Source organism: Flavihumibacter cheonanensis, assembly GCF_022352215.1.
In the GTDB taxonomy this organism is placed as follows: domain Bacteria; phylum Bacteroidota; class Bacteroidia; order Chitinophagales; family Chitinophagaceae; genus Flavihumibacter; species Flavihumibacter cheonanensis.
In genome coordinates, this window is sequence record NZ_JAKRWF010000006.1 from 1 (window position 1) to 17,357 (window position 17,357).

The 17,357-nt window shown below is 42.7% G+C and carries 14 protein-coding genes; 5 read left to right on the forward strand and 9 right to left on the reverse strand.

What is annotated here, in order from left to right:
* Positions 1-112: 112 nt before the first annotated feature.
* Positions 113-2,467 (reverse strand): outer membrane beta-barrel family protein, encoded by a 2,355-nt coding sequence (locus MD536_RS19830; RefSeq protein WP_239603333.1) that lies wholly within the window; start codon positions 2,465-2,467, stop codon positions 113-115.
* Between the two features lie 203 nt (positions 2,468-2,670).
* Between MD536_RS19830 and MD536_RS19835 the strand changes: the two genes are divergently transcribed.
* The 3 genes from MD536_RS19835 to MD536_RS19845 are packed head-to-tail and all read left to right on the forward strand — an operon-like array spanning position 2,671 to position 4,643.
* Positions 2,671-3,156 carry an RNA polymerase sigma factor gene (locus tag MD536_RS19835; protein WP_239603334.1) on the forward strand — a complete coding sequence of 162 codons (486 nt, stop codon included), beginning with the start codon at positions 2,671-2,673 and terminating at the stop codon, positions 3,154-3,156.
* Entirely contained in the window at positions 3,149-3,760 is a 612-nt protein-coding gene (locus MD536_RS19840; RefSeq protein ID WP_239603335.1) for a hypothetical protein, read from the forward strand. The genes MD536_RS19835 and MD536_RS19840 overlap by 8 nt, the downstream gene beginning before the upstream one ends.
* A 28-nt stretch (positions 3,761-3,788) precedes the next feature.
* Entirely contained in the window at positions 3,789-4,643 is an 855-nt protein-coding gene (locus tag MD536_RS19845; protein WP_239603337.1) for a dienelactone hydrolase family protein, read from the forward strand.
* 38 nt (positions 4,644-4,681) lie between these two features.
* Here the strand turns inward: MD536_RS19845 and MD536_RS19850 are convergent, their stop codons facing one another.
* The 5 genes from MD536_RS19850 to MD536_RS19870 all read right to left on the reverse strand — a co-directional run bounded on the left by MD536_RS19850 (position 4,682) and on the right by MD536_RS19870 (position 12,053).
* On the reverse strand, positions 4,682-6,937 hold the full coding sequence (locus MD536_RS19850) for a T9SS type A sorting domain-containing protein (protein ID WP_239603339.1): 2,256 nt from the start codon (positions 6,935-6,937) through the stop codon (positions 4,682-4,684).
* A 12-nt stretch (positions 6,938-6,949) separates the two neighbouring features.
* Positions 6,950-9,670 (reverse strand): sialate O-acetylesterase, encoded by a 2,721-nt coding sequence (locus MD536_RS19855; protein ID WP_239603340.1) that lies wholly within the window; start codon positions 9,668-9,670, stop codon positions 6,950-6,952.
* Between the two features lie 294 nt (positions 9,671-9,964).
* The gene (locus MD536_RS19860) at positions 9,965-10,834 is read right to left on the reverse strand and encodes an OmpA/MotB family protein (protein ID WP_234868527.1); all 870 of its coding nucleotides are present in this window, start codon (positions 10,832-10,834) and stop codon (positions 9,965-9,967) included.
* A gap of 122 nt (positions 10,835-10,956) precedes the next feature.
* On the reverse strand, positions 10,957-11,529 hold the full coding sequence (locus MD536_RS19865; protein WP_239603342.1) for a 1-acyl-sn-glycerol-3-phosphate acyltransferase: 573 nt from the start codon (positions 11,527-11,529) through the stop codon (positions 10,957-10,959).
* A gap of 59 nt (positions 11,530-11,588) precedes the next feature.
* Entirely contained in the window at positions 11,589-12,053 is a 465-nt protein-coding gene (locus tag MD536_RS19870) for a DUF4920 domain-containing protein (RefSeq protein ID WP_239603344.1), read from the reverse strand.
* 212 nt (positions 12,054-12,265) lie between these two features.
* On the opposite strand from MD536_RS19870, the gene recA reads away from it, so the two are divergent.
* Positions 12,266-13,267, forward strand: a complete 1,002-nt coding sequence (gene recA / locus MD536_RS19875; RefSeq protein ID WP_239603345.1) for a recombinase RecA — start codon at positions 12,266-12,268, stop codon at positions 13,265-13,267.
* Between the two features lie 72 nt (positions 13,268-13,339).
* The gene (locus tag MD536_RS19880; RefSeq protein ID WP_239603347.1) at positions 13,340-14,128 is read left to right on the forward strand and encodes a phosphatase PAP2 family protein; all 789 of its coding nucleotides are present in this window, start codon (positions 13,340-13,342) and stop codon (positions 14,126-14,128) included.
* Positions 14,129-14,137: 9 nt separating this feature from the next.
* On the opposite strand, the gene MD536_RS19885 is transcribed toward MD536_RS19880, so the two are convergent.
* Genes MD536_RS19885 through murA form a run of 3 tightly spaced genes read right to left on the reverse strand, consistent with a single transcriptional unit; the run spans position 14,138 to position 17,344 of the window.
* Positions 14,138-15,412, reverse strand: a complete 1,275-nt coding sequence (locus tag MD536_RS19885; protein ID WP_239603348.1) for a hemolysin family protein — start codon at positions 15,410-15,412, stop codon at positions 14,138-14,140.
* Positions 15,413-15,464: 52 nt separating this feature from the next.
* Positions 15,465-16,040, reverse strand: a complete 576-nt coding sequence (gene gmk, locus MD536_RS19890) for a guanylate kinase (protein WP_239603349.1) — start codon at positions 16,038-16,040, stop codon at positions 15,465-15,467.
* Positions 16,040-17,344, reverse strand: a complete 1,305-nt coding sequence (murA, locus tag MD536_RS19895) for a UDP-N-acetylglucosamine 1-carboxyvinyltransferase (RefSeq protein ID WP_239603350.1) — start codon at positions 17,342-17,344, stop codon at positions 16,040-16,042. Before murA ends, gmk begins: the two co-directional genes overlap by 1 nt.
* Positions 17,345-17,357 lie beyond the last annotated feature (13 nt).

Genomic DNA, 17,357 nt, shown 5'->3' on the forward strand with positions numbered 1-17,357 from the left:
TAGTAAGGAAAAAAACACACTTCTGAAGGCGAAGGGTGGTTGGAATTTCCCTTCTGGCTATCCTTTGCTTTCAAAAGAAAAAAGTTGATATTTTTTCACTCCCTCTAAAGGCCTATATACATAGGAAACGCCAGTTGAAGCTGATTGTTGCTACCCTGCTGTCCCTGCTTTGATTGAATCTTTCCCGCACATTCTGGTAGCGGATTTCACCCTGGATTTGTTGCGTAAAAAAGATATCTCTCATATTCAGACGGATCGTGCCTTTACCTTTCAGTACCTGTTTACCAATACCTGCTGCAACCTGGCCAAAGCCATAGATGGTAAATTGTGCATCCCTGCTTTTTGCATTGTAAAACCCGGATAATTCGGCGGACCATCCTTTGCCAAACTTAAACTGATTGTTGATATTCCCGTTGCCGCTGAACATTTCACTGTCGAAATCACTGTTCATTCCAACGCCGTTAACCTTCTGGTAAGTGCCGGTAAGATTGATGGTAGCAGACCACCATTTTGCCGGCTTAAGCTGTGCTGTCAGACTCAGGTTCAGGTTTTTCATATTAGCGAGGTTACCTTCCGTCAGAATAGTTACCCTGCCTTCGGTTTTGAAGATTTGTGAGAAATATTGCTTGGTATCACCGTATTCCAATGAGGTAGTCAACCAACCCTTATAGGTATGCGAAAACTGAAAATTCCAGGTAAACTGTGGTTGTATGTAAGGGTTACCCACCTGGTATGTATATTCATTGATAAAGAAAAGGAAGGGGTTTAGTTGCTGATAGGCCGGACGATTGATTCTTCTTCCGGTTTGTATTGTAAAAGTATGATTGGAATCCAGTTCATGTGTCAGGTAAATGCTTGGAAACAGGCTGGCATAACTGCGGCGAAAACTGGAGTCGTTTTTTTCCGGATTTCCCAGTTGTTTGCCTTTATAACTGGTCTGTTCAAACCGGAGGCCACCTTGTGCAGACCATTTCCCGATTTTTTTATTGGTATTCAGGTAACCTGCATAAATCGATTCTTCGTAGAGGAAATGATTGGTTTTACCATAATCCGGTATCCAGTTGCTGCCTGCGGAATTAAAATAATTGGCCTGGTTATTAGTTTTGACCCTGCTTGATTTAAGCCCGGCTTCCACCTTCCATTCGCCTTTCAGGATGGTGTTATAATCCGCTTTGGCTGTATATATTGAAATGGAAGCAGGTAAATCTCCTTTCAGGTATCCATCACTGACAACTGTTTCATCTGCAAGAGTAATAGTATTATGAAAAAGCTGGTTGTTCGTCATATCATAATGCATATAATCCAGGTCAGCAGTCAACTCGGAGTTTTTATTGATCGTATGTCGCATATTCAGATTCAAAGTACCGTTGATCCATTTATTGGAGTTTTTACTGATAGTTTGAACCGTTGAATCCGTAATGCGATCGGTATCCATTAAATATCCGGTACTTATGCTGTTGTATTTTCGTGGAGATATAAAACCGGTGCCTGTAATTCCGATAGTTGTTTTTTTATTCAGGGTATAATCAATGCCAGCCTTCAGCGAATTGTTATCTCCCTGCATGCGTAACATGGTTGGCTGATCAAAATAGCCGGTTGGGTTTCCGGCTGCATCCAGGTAGGTTCGTTTGATGTACAGGTTATTGAAATTCTTATTGGAGTTTTGAGTGTAGTTCAGAAACATATTGAACTTTTCGTTACGATAATTGAGGTTCAATCCGTTATTGGTTTTGAAGTAAGCACCCTGACCATAAGAGAGATTAAGGCTTCCATTCCATCCGCGTTGTTTGTTCTTTTTGGTTTTGATATTAATGATGCCAGAGTTTCCTGCTGCATCATATTTAGCAGGTGGATTAGTCATAATTTCAATCTGATCCAGTTGGTTGGCCATCATATTATTGAGCAAGTTTACCAGGTCTGCACCAGTCAGATAACTGGGCTTGCCATCAATCAGAACGAGTACTCCCTGTCTGCCTTTGAGACTTATATTTCCATCCCTGTCTACTGAGATGCCAGGTGACTTTTCCAATACTTCCATGGCGGTTGCTCCTGCATTGGAAATACCTGCATCCACATTTACGATGGTTCTGTCAGGTTTCACTTCAATCATCCGTTTACTGGCAGTAACTGTAACAGCTTTTAATTCATCAGAATTTTTGGAAAGAGGAACTACTTTCAGATCATAGTTCTCATTTTCAGTTTTCAGCGCAAACGCGGTGGTGTAATACGTTTGATATCCTACTGCTGACACCTGTAATAAATATTCACCTAGGTAAACCTGTTCCAGTTCGAACATCCCTGAGGCTCCGGCTACTGCCAGTTTCACCAGGCTGGAGTCGGAAGCATTCAACAGGCTTATCGTGGCTCCTTCCACAGCCTGCCCCTTTACCTTTCCGGTTTGTTGGGCAATTGCAGATAAGTTATTCATCAGTACGAATAAAACAAGTATAGAAAATCGATACAGCATGTCAGGTATTTGAAAACAAAATTTCAATTCCCTGGCGGTTACAAAAACCTAATTGGGATAACGGGTCAATAATTCCTGTCAATGCACAAGCGGTGAAAATCAAGTATGAAAGGCTTCGTATTTTATGAAAAAAAATTTGCCGGGAATGTAATTTCCGGGAGAGATTTGATACCTATTGAAAAATAGCTGAGATATACAGCACTATGGAGGAAGCGTTTTTTTTATCAGAGATCAGGGCAAACCAGGGAATTATCTATAAGGTAGTATCTCTTTATGCTGCAGACCCCGAGGAGAAAAAGGATCTCTACCAGGAAATCCTGCTCCAATGTTGGAAGGGCCGGTTGCAATTCCGGGGGGATGCCAAATTCAGTACCTGGCTCTACAGGATCAGTTTGAATACGGTACTTACCAGTAACCGTAAGAAGACTATGATTGAATACAAAGAAGTACTGCCTGAATCAGGCCAACTACCTCCCATTCAGTTTGAACAGGAAAATTCCAGGGCACTTCAGGAGGCTATTCGTCAGCTTACCGATTCAGACCGGGCTATCATTTTACTGCACCTGGAAGGTTATTCGAACCAGGAAATAGCCGACTGGATGGGGATTTCTTCCAATAGCCTGGCTGTAAAACTGTATAGAATCCGTCAACGATTAACGAACCTCTTAAAAACACCGCATCATGACTGAACAAACTAAATGGCAGGATTGGAATCCGGAAGATGCGGATCTGTCCCGGCTCCTTAAGCCGGGCAGGATTCAGCGAATTCAGCCCGGCCACCCCTTAATGAAGCTAAAAAAGGCCTTGCTGATGAATATGATATGGGGTATCCTGATTTTTTTGTTTTACATCTATATCCTGATTGTTTTTCCCTTTTGGCCAATACTGATTACAATAGTTATTACCATGGCTTTTACAGCATATGTACTGTTGAAGGCGTGGAAACTGTACGCTTCCATTCAAACCACAGTTTCTGCTACAAGGCCGGTTTTGGAAGAATTACGCATGCATCATCGGGAAATCTCAGACTGGGGGAGTGTTCAACAAAAACTAGGTTTGCTGGTGTATCCTTTTGCGGCTGCCGGTGGTTACCTGAGCGGTGGAATTCTTGGTTCAGGCAAAACGATTGAAGAACTGATGACGAAGCCGATTTTCGTTTACGCCCTGCCTGTTACTATGCTGGTATTGATTCCCATCTGTTACTGGCTGGCAAAATGGATGTTTAATAAGTCCTTTGGGAAACACCTTCGTTCATTGGAAGGTATCATACATTCACTGGAAGTGGACAATTAGTAGTAAATTCTCTTTTCAAAACCAAGTTATGGATCAGAGAATAATCCAGTTGTATGATGAATATACGCATCGCCCGCTTTCCCGAGAACAGTTTCTGAAAGGCCTGATAGCACTTACCGGTAGTGTTGCAGCAGCCCATACCATTCTACCATTGCTGGAAGGAAATTACCGGGCAGCTGAGACGATATCTGAAAATGAACTGTATACAGAGCGGGTTGAATATGCAAGTCCGTTTGGTACCATGAAAGCGTACCTGGCAAAGCCAAAAAAAGGCTCAAAATTTCCTGCTGTTGTAGTTATTCACGAGAACCGCGGATTAAATGCCCATATTGAAGATGTAGCCAGAAGAGCAGCTGCAGCAGGCTACCTTGCCCTGGCACCGGATGGTTTGTCGACTTTAGGTGGCACTCCTGCTGACGAAGATCAAGCTCGCCAATTGTTTTCAAAATTAATTCCAGAAGAAAATACTGCCCGGTTTGGTGCAGCAGTTCCCTATTTAAGTAAACGTGAAGATTGTACCGGCAGGGTTGGTGCGGTTGGTTTTTGCTGGGGTGGCGCGATGGCAAACCAACTTGCAGTCGCCGTTCCTGAATTGAATGCTGCGGTCGCTTTTTATGGAAGGCAACCAGCTGCTGAGCAGGTATCGGCCATAAAAGCTGCTGTACAATTGCATTACGCAGAGTTGGATGAACGGGTGAATGCAGGTATGGCCGACTATGAAACTGCATTAAAAGCAAATAATATCCCCTATGAATTGTATCTCTACAAAGGAACTCAGCATGCTTTTCACAACGATACTTCCTCAGCCAGGTACAATAAAGAAGCCGCTACACTTGCCTGGTCAAGAACACTGGCATTTTTTGAAAAATACCTGCGTTCCTGATTTGGCAATTCAATAGCAGCTTCTGTTAATCGTCGTTTTTATTTAGCGATAGTCAGTTTCCTGGTTACAAGCTGATTGCCCTGCTGTATCTGCAGGAAGTATACACCAGGTGTAAGTCCGCCTACCTGCATCTGCAATTGGTTGATTCCATTCTGTACTGCCATACGTTGTCCTTTTACCTGCCTTCCGTTCAGGTCAATAATCCGGATTTCGGCGGATCCGGCTTTTTGAGCAGGCCAGCTGATTAGCAAACGATCCTGTACTGGATTTGGGTAAATTTTAAACAATGGCATCAACTGGGCTCCTGATTCCATTTCGCTTGCAATTGCTGCGCCGCTACTTTCTTCCTCCTCATCATCATCGTCGTCATCGTCATCATCGTCGTTATCGTCTTCTTTTTTAAAACTCAACTTCAGCGAATAACAATTTTTAGCATGGTAAGCTCCGTTTTTGCCCACAACATAAATTGTATAACGCTCTTTCTTTTTGACATCGTCAAGCTCAATCAATTCATTGTTCTGACCGGTTTTAATGCTGCTTGAAATGAGTTTACCCCTTGAATCGTATAAATAAATATCGAAATCTGCAGGAAGGTTGGTCAATTCAACTTTTAATCCTCTGTTTGGATTTTTTGCATTGAAATAAAATCTGTCTGTATCCAGCGGGTTTGATATCAGCGCTTTAATGGATGAATTCATTTTTAATTGAGTGCCAAGCAAACTGATTCGCTCATATGGATCAGAGCAGTTTTGAGAAACCGGTCCTTCAGCAGGTTTGATGGCGAGATTGGAAAAATACAATAAGCCTATGCCCTGTTCATTTACAAGAATCGGAGCAGCCTGGTTATCGTGGCCAATAAAACTAAGGCCGGTGGGGTTTCCCGCTGTTCCCGGACCACGAATAAAATCAATAATGATAGTATTCTTGTCAATCGAAATTCCGGTAATGGGGAAAACTCCTCCTTCAAGCCGGAAGGAACTGTTGAGATCACCTAAAGCACTATACGTAGCTTTATTATCTTCCAGGCTAAGGGTAACCTGGGTTGCCAGGTTTTCATCACCTACTGCCGAAAAGGAGGCCTGCTTGGGCGCTGGTGCGTAAATAGAAGAGGGTAGATTTCTTACATTATAGATTTCTTTTTTAAGAAGATTTGTTATCCAGTCTCCAAACAAGCCATACCCGTTTGGAAAATTGTAGTGACAATAATTAATTATACCGCCATCAAATAATTGTTGTGTAGCACCTGTTGATAGGATGCTGATATCTTTTTTCTCATCATCGAGCTGGCGTTGGGCCTCCTGGATCTGTAGTGCTCCGTCAACGGAGGCGATTCCACATCCAAAACGAATCTGAAAAAGGTAGACACCTGCGATGCCAGGAAAATCTTTTTTCCAGTCGTCATATAAATTAAGAAATGCCTGCTTGTATTGCTCAGTTGTTAACTGTATACCACTCAAAGCTCCCAACGCATCGGATTCACCCTGGTGCCATACAATAGCCCGGATATTTTTTTCAAATCCTGCTTCTTTTACCCGGCTAAGTAATCTGCCGTAGTTGGAACTAAGGTCATCTGGATTGGCATCATTGCGCTGGAAAAAATTAATCGGCTGCCCGGGGTCAGCTCCATTGAAGATGGCAATCGGTATTTTCAGATCACCTGCCAGGTTGGATGCCATCCGCATGCCCCATTGCCCGGTGTTACCATTGTTTTCAAACCACACATTACCATCCCCAATAAACCATTCTTTGGAGAAACCGTAGGAACTGCTACCGCTGCCGTATACCCGAACAAAGTTCCGGTTGGGGGCATTAGCTGGAGCATTCGCATCGTTTTCAGGTGTGAAATTACCCCGAAGGTTGGCTACGGCATTAGATTGTCCCTGGATGATAAATGCATCTCCAGCTACTACCTGATCAGCTGATTGAAGCAAGGTTTGTGTCAGTCCCCTTACTCCAAAAAGATCGAACCGATATTCAGCCAGCTCGGCCTTAATTTCTTCTTTGATTTTAAAGTCAGCTTTTCCATTTCTGTATTTCAGCAGTAAAGAACGTTGTTCAACCAGCCGGTTGTTCCTGTATTTTTTCAGCAACAGGAAATTGTACCCGGTAACTGCATCTACACTGCCGGTAATGGGGATCTCTGCTTTATTGTTTTTTGGATTTCTTGGATATAGTTGTCTGTTCTGGGGATATTGGCTGATCTGAGCGATCGTCTGAAGCACAAAAACTGCAAAAAAGAGCGTAAGAGTTGGCCCCCGCCAATGGCGGAGAAAGGCCGGATAGCTGATTTTCATAACTGCTAAGGTTTACTGATTAGTTGCAGTCAATTTACGGTTAATTATCATGTCTCCATGATTAATTTTTAACACATAATTACCTCTGGGGAGATTGGGTAGTGTTAGTCGATATTGTATTGGTCCGGTTGCCAGTTTTTCTTCTTTTACCACCCAGATTCGTCCCATCATATCAAGGATGCTGAAAGTAGTTTTTGAATTGGCAACTGCCTGGAATTCAACGATCAGGTAATTGCTCACCGGATTCGGATAAAGTCTTAATCCATGCATCGGAACTAAGTTGGCATCAGCAACTTCCACAGCGGTGCCTATTCCTAACTGATTGGTTCCTGAACCGAAAGACGGAGATCCGGCAGGCAGCGGACTGGAAAATGCCTCGCCTCTTATTTGATAACAAACGGATGGTACTACGGTTCCCGTTTTACTGATCACTCTGATTCGATAGTTTGTATTCGATGGACCAAGGTTATAGTTGATTACTTCTGCAGTTGTACCACTGTTGGTAGAACTAGCCAATTCATTTCCGTTTACATCATAGAGATACAAATCATAATCTGCAGGTAAACTCCAAAGACTGATTTTAAAATACTGGAAATTCCAGGTTCTGAAACTGAACCAGTCAACATCGGAACTGCTTGCCAGAGAGGCAGACTGATTCGTATTATGCGCTAATGTTTTTGATTCACTGATCGAATTGTTTGGTTCATAATTATCAGGGCAGGGGGGATCATTGGAAGGTGTCGGATCCGGATCTGGTGTTGGATCTGGTGTTGGATCTGGAGTTGGATCAGTAGTGGGTGGTGGAGTTGGATTTGCAAGCGGACTGGAGAATGCTTCCAAAAGAAGTGAGTAACATCGGCTGGGATCATTTGCTCCGTTTTTGCCGACCACTCTCAACCGATAACTGGCATCAGCTAGCCCATCATTGTAAATAATGGTTTCATCTCCCGTTCCGCCGTTGGTAACTGATCGAATGAGTTCCCCGGTTGTTGAATAGAGATATAAATCATAATCTGCCGGAAGGTTACTTAATCGAACTCTGAAATACCTGAAACTCCAGATTCTGATATTAAACCAGTCCTCATCGTTACTGCTGCCAATGGAACCCTGAATTGTAGAGTTGTGTGGCAGAGTTTTTCCTGCAGAGATGGAATTGTTTGGTTCATAGTTATCCGGACAGATAGTGCCTCCTGTTGGAGGAGGTGTTCCAGCTCCTCCTGAGATGGGAAAATATTCGAAGTTGATAAGTCCCAACCCCTGGTTATTAGTTATAATGGGAGAAGCTCCACCCTGGTGACTACGATATGACACACTGGTTGGGTTATTAAATGTGCCTGAGTTTCGTGAGAAACTGATATATATGGTATTCCCGTTTATGCTTACAGATTGAATGGAATAACTTCCGCCGTCAAGACGGAAATCCTGACTGATGTTTCCAGACAGATTGAAATTGGACTGCTGGTCTCTAAGTGTCAGTGCAATTTGAGTAGCAGCACCCGAACTGTTAAAGGAAGAAAAATTGGCTGATATTGGTTCAGGGGATTCTATTGATGCCGGCATGGAAGCTCCGTAAAGATCTCTGCGGACCAGGGAAGTCAGCCAATCGCCGATATTACGATATCCATCAACAAAATTGTAATGGCAAAATCCAAGGCCGTTATTTTCAAATAACTGACTGGTATTGGTACTTGCGATGGTTAGTATTTCAGTTGACTCTTTGTCAAGCTGTCTTTGTGCTTCCTGCACTTTGATGGTGTTATCAGGAGAACTGATCCCGCAACCATGTCTGATCTGTACAATATAAAACCGATTCAATCCCGGGTAATCCGATTTCCAATCCTGCTGCAGGCTGGTAAATCCGTTTTTGTATTGCTGGGTTGAAAGTTGTGTGCTGCTCAGCATTCCCTGGTTATCGGATTCTCCCTGGTACCAAAATAAGGCCCGAATATTATTTTTTAGTCCGGCCTCTTCTATCCTGCGAAGCAGTCTGCCGTAATTTGTATTGGTTGAAAAAGGGTTGGCGTCGTTACGCTGGAAATAATTAAGCGGCTCTCCTGGTATTGCGCCATTAATGATAGCCACAGGCACATTGGTGGCGCCCACAAGATTCGACCCCAAACGCATACCCCATTGACCAACATGGCCGTCTACATCATACCATACATTACCTCTTCCAATGAACCAGCTTTTGCTATAACTCATAGTTGTACTACCGCTGCCGTAAACCCGAACAAAGTTTCTGAATGGAGCATTACTCGGATCATCAGCATTGTTCGCAGTATTCCCACTGCCACGCAAATTAGCAACAGCATTTGATTGCCCCTGTATTATATAGGCATCACCAGCAACTACATTATTGGCAGTTCGAATGTGATTTTCCGACCACCTGGTTGCTCCATAAAGTGCAAATCGATAGTTGTTACGCTCAGCCGGAATCTGAACACTAAAATTATAAGAGGCGGAACCATTGAAATAGTTGAGTGTAAAAGAATAGCTGTTGATCCAGTTCCCGTCCCGGTATACATACAAACGTATTTGCCGGTAGTTGGAAGTTTGCGATACATTACCTGAAACCGTTACTGTTGCTCTGTTGGTGTTCAGGTCTCTCGGGTATAACTGATTGTCGGATGGGAAAACGGATATCTGCGCATGGAGCGTTGATACCAATAGCGTACACGAAAGCAGACATGCCAAAACAGTTGACATGTAATGCCAGGGGCGATGGGGTTTCATGCCTAGAAGTTTCTACGGTTAAAAAAACAAACGGTTTACGCTAATAATCGGAGACAGAAAAGAATCAATAAGGTAGGATTGCAGGCTGGTCGATTCGTGTAGTATTATAAAGATAATTTATTTTGAATATAAGTTGGAGAGTAGTGATAAAAAATACTGTACAGAAGTTCAAAAATCAAAAATCAGGTAGTTTTACGATATGATATAACGGTGTGCTGTAAGCTTAATTTCTGAAATGTATAAGCATAAAAAAAGGCGCTCAAATAGCGCCTCTTTTTTTATACTTGCCTGATATTATTTCCTTTCCAGCAATTGGTAGAACTGATCAAGTTGAGGAAGAATTACAATCCTGGTACGACGGTTGGCCGCTTTCCCTGCTGCAGTTGAATTGTCAGCTACAGGTTTGTATTCACCACGACCGGCAGCCGCCATCTTAGCAGGATCCAGTCCGTGTTTTTTCTGAAGCACTTTTACTACACTGGTAGCGCGCATTACACTTAGGTCCCAGTTGTCTTTAATAATACCAATATTTCCACGAATTTCATTGTTGTCGGTATGGCCCTCCACCATGAATTCGATGTCAGGCTGGTTCTTCAGTACCAAAGCTACTTTACCAAGCACTTCTTCTGCTCTTGGAGTGATGGCATAGCTACCGCTTTTGAAGAGCAGTTTATCGGAAATATCAACATACACTACTCCTTTGTCAACTTTAATGTTGATGTCTTCGTCTTCCATGTTGCCAATGGCTCCTTTAAGGTTCATAACCAGGGCCATATTCAGTGAGTCTTTTTTAGCCATTTGGGTTTGCAGATCCTGAATGTAAGCATCTTTCAATCCCAGGTTTTCCATGGATTTTTTAATGCTTTCTGCCTGAGAAGCAGAAATCACAGAGAGATCCTGCAGTTGTTTCAAGGCGGTAGTGTTGTTTTCTTTCAGGAAATCCATCTGCTTGTTCAGATTCGCAATTTCAGACTCTAATCCGGCCCTTTTACGAGCTTCTTCTGCTTTAGCGTCTTCGCAGCTTTTCAGATCGTTCTGCAATTGATTGTGCTTGTCGCTCAATTCCGCATAACGAGCCTGTTCAGCTTTGAATTTTTTGGAGCTTACACAGGAGATCATGGAAACTGATGTGAAAGCTGCAAGTACTAAGTAAGAAACTTTCATTTGGTTATAGTTTTTAGTTAAAATTTCGCATAAATGTACGTCTAACTATCAAGTTTTGTGCCTCAAATCGGGGACTTTTAACAACACTTGAAAGTATACGTAAGAAACATAATGTGTTCTGCCTATTTGCCTTTCAAATCTTGCATTCCCAATTCGGGGTGTCTTCCTTTAACCGGAGCAAAAAATTCCACAATTTTCGGGAAATCTGCCTCCGGGCTTTCCCCGGGATAAAAGGGTTTTGATAGCTTCAATTCTCTTTTAGAAAAATCCATGCCAGCCATTACAATAGGTACGCCTGCAAGTTTGGCAATATGCCAGAAACCGGTTTTGAGTCGTTCCACTTTTTTCCTGGTACCCTCCGGAGATAAGGCCAGGACAAAATGCTTACGCCTGGCAAACTCCTGTACTACCTGATCAACAAGATTATTCTTGTTGTTTCTGTCTACAGGGACTCCTCCGGTTGCCTTGAAGAACCAGCCAAAAGGTCCGTCAAACAACTCTTTTTTACCAAGATAATGGGCATGCGGAATCGGAATGATACTTCGGGCAGCCATCCCTGTTACAACATCCCAGGCACTTGTGTGTGGGCCTACAATAATAATAGCCCGGGTGAGTCCGGAAGGCCATTCCCCATCCAGCTTCCAGTGATTCCAATTCCACCACCATTTCCAGAATAGTCTGCCAGTTTTATTCACTGGACAAATATAAAAAAGGCTGCCACAAGGACAGCCCGACAATTTTATTCAACCTCAGATCAGAGTACCAATACTCCTTTTGCTACGAATTGTACTTCTTTCTTTGGAGCCTTAATTTTTTCAATTTCATCAGCAGGTTTACCGGCATCTTTGGCATAGTGCTTCTGCTGCTTCACAGAAACTTCTTTAACTATGGCTTCTCCATCCAACACTACTTCTTTGCCCTGTATATCTTTTGGCATAAAAAAACCATAATCCTTAAATTTTACCATTAGGGTTTCTCCGTTCTCTTTCTCTACTTTCATCCAGCAGCCCTTTTCCTGGCAAACCTCTACCACCTTGCCACTGATTTTTCCAGTAAATCCGGAATTTGACATTTTGGAGGACAACTCATTTACACTAATTGCTCCGTCTGCACTTGCTCCGGCACCATAAGTTACACCCTTGTTGGCGGATACAGGCGATTGAGCAACAGCTGATCCCGTCAATACAAACAATCCTATGGCTAAACTGAGTATTCTCATGATTTTACTGATTTAAAGACAAAGATACAATTCCGAAACTACACCTGTCCAGGCGCTCTGGCTCCTTATGTGAAAAAAATATTAAAAGGTCAAGGGTGATTTAGCGGTAAAAAATTTAGTGAAAACTTGCTAAAAATATTAGTGTTGATATTTATTTCTCATCTATCTTTGCTGTACAAATAAATTTGAACAGTACTAAAAACAACAGCTATATGTCAAATGCAGAAAAATTGAAGGCGCTGAAGCTGACCATGGACAAAATCGATAAGGATTTTGGGAAAGGGTCTGTGATGATGATGAACGAACGATCATCAGAACCCCAGGAAGTTGTATCCACGGGATCTCTGGGCCTGGATGTGGCCCTTGGCATTGGTGGTTTCCCCAGAGGGAGGATCATTGAAATATACGGACCTGAATCATCCGGTAAAACCACCATTGCGATTCATGCCATCGCTGAAGCCCAGAAAAAAGGTGGAATGTGCGCCATAATTGACGCTGAACATGCTTTTGACAGTAGTTATGCTAAAAAATTAGGTGTGGATGTTGATAATCTTTTGATTTCCCAGCCTGATTATGGTGAACAGGCACTTGAAATTGCAGACCGTTTGATTTTATCCGGAGCGCTGGATGTAGTTGTTATTGACTCAGTAGCTGCCCTGGTACCAAAAGGCGAACTGGAAGGGGAGATGGGCGACAGTAAAATGGGATTGCAGGCAAGATTGATGAGCCAGGCACTTCGGAAACTTACCGCAACTATTAATAAAACCAATACCATCTGCATCTTTATCAACCAGTTGAGAGAAAAAATTGGTGTAATGTTCGGTAACCCCGAAACAACCACTGGTGGTAATGCGCTGAAGTTTTATGCATCTGTGAGGCTGGATATCCGCCGGATGAGCCAAATCAAGGATGGCGATGAAGCTGTTGGTAATCGGGTGAAGGTAAAGGTGGTGAAGAACAAAGTCGCTCCTCCTTTCCGGGCTGCAGAATTCGATATTATTTTTGGGGAAGGAATTTCCAAAGTAGGGGAGATTATTGATATGGGAGTGGATCTTGGTATCGTTCAAAAAAGCGGTAGCTGGTTCAGTTATAATTCGGACAAACTGGGCCAGGGAAGAGACGCCGTAAAACAATTGTTACGGGATAACCCTGAATTGCAGGCAGAGATTGAAAAGAAAATAAGGGAAAAGATTGCTGAAATGCAGGCAGCATAAAAAATCAAAAGGCCTGAGATCTTTAGATCCGGCCTTTTTTGTTGGTCTTTTACGATTTCCTATTTTGCATCAATGACCTTTTTAAACAGGTGCCTGTTCAGTGCCATTTTTTTTGTCTTTTGTCTACCGGTTTTTGGCCAGGAAGATAGTCTCCCAGCCAATTATTACCGGATTAATAAAACATATATCGGGAGTTATTTTACGGATTTTCCCAAGGTTGTTACTGCTCCTGCAAGATACTCCAGTAAAGACTGGAGAACTGTTGCAATTGTAGTAGCGGGTACCGGTGCGATGATGACACTGGACAGGAGCATCAAACAATGGGTCCAGGCTAACCGAAATAACTTCTTAAGCCAAACCTCCCGAATTATAGAGCCTTTTGGTAATGAATATTCCCCATATTTGGTGGGTGCCATGTATCTGACAGGCGTATTAACGAAAGACAGAAGGATGGAACATGTTTCGCTTGTTTCTGCCAAATCCCTTGTTTTTACTACGTTGCTGACTGCCGGATCAAAACAATTGGTAAGACGCCGCCGCCCCGCTTATACAGATGATCCTTTTGAATTCAATAGCATGTTCCAGGGTGGACGTGAGTGGACTTCTTTTCCATCTGGTCATGCGAATACTGTATTCACGGTAGCAACCGCAATTGCGCTACAATACAATGACAAAAAATGGGTGCCTTACGTGGCGTATGGTATTGCTGGTTTAACCGGGGTGTCCAGGATTTATGATAACAGGCATTGGGCAACAGATGTAATAGTTGGAGCAGCGATGGGACATTTTATTACTAAAACACTGTATAGGATTGAAGAAGCAAAGGCAAGGAAGAAAGAATTGAGATCATTTTCGTTCTAGTTCGCGCTGTTATTTCAGCAATTTAAGTTTTACCATTTCAATTCGGGTATGACTAACTGATAGAATTTCAAATTCAAAATTGTCAACAATAATCCTTTCCTTAACCTTGGGAATGGTTTCGTGATGCTGGATAATAAATCCTGAAAGAGTTTCGGCTTCCTCCCGGGAGAATTCAAGATCATATTTTTCGCGCAGGTAATCCAGTTCCAGTCTTCCTGAAAAAATAAATTCCCGGTCATTTAATTTTTTCTCTTCCAGTTCTTCAGTGTCGTGTTCGTCCTGGATTTCTCCAAAAATTTCTTCCAGCAGGTCTTCCATAGTTACTATACCGGAAGTGCCGCCAAACTCATCCACCACCCAGGCCATACTTTTACGTTCCCTTGTGAATTTGTTAATCAGATCCGTTGCATTCATACTTTCCGGAACAGCTGGAATGGGAAGCAGTACATCTGAAATGGTCGCTGGCTTTTCAAACATATCCAGTTGGTGTATATAGCCTACGATATGATCGATATTCCCTTCGTATACGACAAGTTTACTTAGTTTGGTTTCAATAAACCGCTCCAATGCCTTGTCAACCGAATTGTTTATTTCAATGCCCTCAATCTCCTTTCTCGGAATCAGACACTGCCTTACTCTTACTGTTGGTAGTGAAAGCGCATTTTCAATCAGGTGGGCATTCATGTCCTGTCCATCGCCTTCCGACTCATAACTGGCTTGCTGGTAGTAGCTGTCCAGGTCAACTCTGAAAAAACTTTCTTTCTTTTCATCAATGCGGACGTTGAAAAAATACTTCAGGATCGCCTGTGATAAGGTAACCAGCATATCCGCCACGGGATGTGTGATCCAGAAGAAAAAATTGGCAAAAGAAGCTACTCCTGAATTGAGTAACCATTCATTTTTCGATCGCCAGATAGCCCTTGGCAGGAATTCGCCAAAAAAAATAAAAATGATTCCTGCAAGTGTTATTTCTACAAATAAATGAGTGAAATCGGCCGCCCCTTCCGGAAGAGTTTTTTCGAGATATAACCAGGCTGGCTCCAAAGCCTGGCCAATCATTAATCCATACGCAACCAAACAGAAGGTTAGCCAAATTAAAACCACCCCGATAAAAAGTGAAGATCGTTCAAAAAAATAACTGACCAATGTGCCACCTGTTCTTCCCTGTTTTTTACGCAATTCAACAGAAAGGCGGTTAATGCTTCCAAAAGCAGCTTCTATGCCTACGAAAAAGCCTGCCAGTAAAAGGAAAAATACAATAAGGCCGATCGTGTTCCAATTCATACACTACGAATATAAGCATAGTTTTGGCATAGAAAGAACTGCTGCCTGCGCTTTATCGGTTAAGAAAAGAACCAATTAGTCCGGCAGCTTCCTGGCAGGCTTTCTCCAGTTGATCATTTACAATTACATGATCAAAATGATGTTTGAAGCCGATTTCATAGGACGCTTTATTTACCCTGGCGGCCAGGCTTTCTGCTGATTCTGTACCCCTGCTTACCAGGCGTTTTTTCAGTTCTTCTACTGAAGGAGGTTCGATAAACAGCGAAAGGGAATTGTGCGGGTATTGCTGTTGAATATGGATAGCCCCTTTTACATCTATGTCCAGCATGGGTACCTGGTGTAGTGACCAGATTCGTTCCATTTCAGACTTAAGCGTACCATAATATTTACCTTCATAAACCATTTCCCATTCCATAAAATCATTTTGACGGATATGATTTTTGAATTCTTCTACCGACATGAAATAATAATCTTTTCCATGTTGCTCCATGCCTCTCGGTGAACGGGTTGCAGCGGATATAGAAAAAGCCAATTGAGGGAACTTTTTCAGAAGATAACGGGTGATAGATGTTTTGCCTGCTCCCGAGGGAGCAGTTATGATGATAATTTTTTTATTGCTGTATTCCATCAGATCCTTTTAATATCCGCTCCTAATGCTTTTAGTCTGGTGTCCATATATTGATATCCGCGATCTATCTGTTCGATATTCTGAATGATACTTTTCCCTTCAGCACTCAAGGCTGCTATGAGCAGAGAAACTCCCGCACGAATGTCCGGACTGCTCATGGTAATTCCTCTCAGTTTTTGTTCGCGGCCATGCCCGATCACTGCAGCGCGGTGGGGGTCACATAAAATAATCTGGGCACCCATGTCAATCAGTTTGTCAACAAAAAACAAACGACTCTCAAACATCTTTTGGTGAATCAATACAGACCCCTTGGCCTGTGTGGCTACTACCAGTACAATACTCAGGAGATCAGGTGTAAATCCAGGCCAGGGATGATCTGAAATGGTAAGTACGGATCCATCCAGGAAGGATTGAATCTCATATACTTCCTGTTCTGGTATCAGGATGTCATCCCCCCGGAATTCCATTTGAATTCCCAATTGCCGGAATTTTTCCGGGATGATGCCCAGGTGCTCAATGCCGGCACCCTTTATTTCAATCTGACTCTGAGTCATGGCTGCCAGACCAATAAAGGAACCAACTTCTATCATATCAGGCAGCATGCTGTGCTCCGTACCTCCCAAATAATCTACCCCTTCAATGGTCAAGAGATTACTTCCAATACCCCTGATTTTCGCACCCATCCGATTCAGCATTTTACATAACTGCTGCAAATAGGGCTCACAAGCTGCATTGTAAATGGTTGTTTCTCCTTTGGCCATCACGGCTGCCATCAAAATATTGGCTGTTCCTGTTACAGAGGGCTCATCCAGCAACATATAACAACCTTTCAGTTGAGAGGCATCAAGATGAAAAAAACCATCCTCCGGATGGTATTCAAACCGGGTACCCAATTTTTCAAAACCGATAATATGTGTATCAAGGCGCCTGCGACCAATTTTATCACCACCGGGTTTTGGAATGAATGCCGTTTTAAAACGTGCCAGCAGTGGTCCTGCCAACATTACAGATCCTCGAAGCCGGCCGCTTTTAGTACGGAATTCAATACTGTTCAGGTAATCTATATTAATGTTATCTGCCTTGAAAACAGCAGTGTGCCTGTCGATCCGGTTTATTTTAACTCCGATATCTCCGAGTAATTCAATCAGTAAATTGACATCTAAAATGTCTGGTATGTTTTCAATGCGGACTTCTTCCGGTGTTAAGATAACAGCGCAAAGAATTTGAAGCGCTTCGTTTTTGGCACCCTGGGGAATAATACTACCCGAGAGCTTTTTGCCTCCGGTTACTTCAAAACGATCCATGAAGTTGATGGAT

Excerpts from the sequence above, each read along its gene's own strand:
- gmk (WP_239603349.1), bottom strand. The coding sequence starts at position 16,040 with ATGGAATACAGCAATAAAAAAATTATCATCATAACTGCTCCCTCGGGA.
- murA (WP_239603350.1), bottom strand. The coding sequence starts at position 17,344 with ATGGATCGTTTTGAAGTAACCGGAGGCAAAAAGCTCTCGGGTAGTATT.
- MD536_RS19880 (WP_239603347.1), top strand. The coding sequence starts at position 13,340 with ATGACCTTTTTAAACAGGTGCCTGTTCAGTGCCATTTTTTTTGTCTTT.
- MD536_RS19870 (WP_239603344.1), bottom strand. The coding sequence starts at position 12,053 with ATGAGAATACTCAGTTTAGCCATAGGATTGTTTGTATTGACGGGATCA.
- MD536_RS19860 (WP_234868527.1), bottom strand. The coding sequence starts at position 10,834 with ATGAAAGTTTCTTACTTAGTACTTGCAGCTTTCACATCAGTTTCCATG.
- MD536_RS19885 (WP_239603348.1), bottom strand. The coding sequence starts at position 15,412 with ATGAATTGGAACACGATCGGCCTTATTGTATTTTTCCTTTTACTGGCA.
- MD536_RS19830 (WP_239603333.1), bottom strand. The coding sequence starts at position 2,467 with ATGCTGTATCGATTTTCTATACTTGTTTTATTCGTACTGATGAATAAC.
- MD536_RS19855 (WP_239603340.1), bottom strand. The coding sequence starts at position 9,670 with ATGAAACCCCATCGCCCCTGGCATTACATGTCAACTGTTTTGGCATGT.
- MD536_RS19835 (WP_239603334.1), top strand. The coding sequence starts at position 2,671 with ATGGAGGAAGCGTTTTTTTTATCAGAGATCAGGGCAAACCAGGGAATT.
- recA (WP_239603345.1), top strand. The coding sequence starts at position 12,266 with ATGTCAAATGCAGAAAAATTGAAGGCGCTGAAGCTGACCATGGACAAA.
- MD536_RS19840 (WP_239603335.1), top strand. The coding sequence starts at position 3,149 with ATGACTGAACAAACTAAATGGCAGGATTGGAATCCGGAAGATGCGGAT.
- MD536_RS19845 (WP_239603337.1), top strand. The coding sequence starts at position 3,789 with ATGGATCAGAGAATAATCCAGTTGTATGATGAATATACGCATCGCCCG.
- MD536_RS19850 (WP_239603339.1), bottom strand. The coding sequence starts at position 6,937 with ATGAAAATCAGCTATCCGGCCTTTCTCCGCCATTGGCGGGGGCCAACT.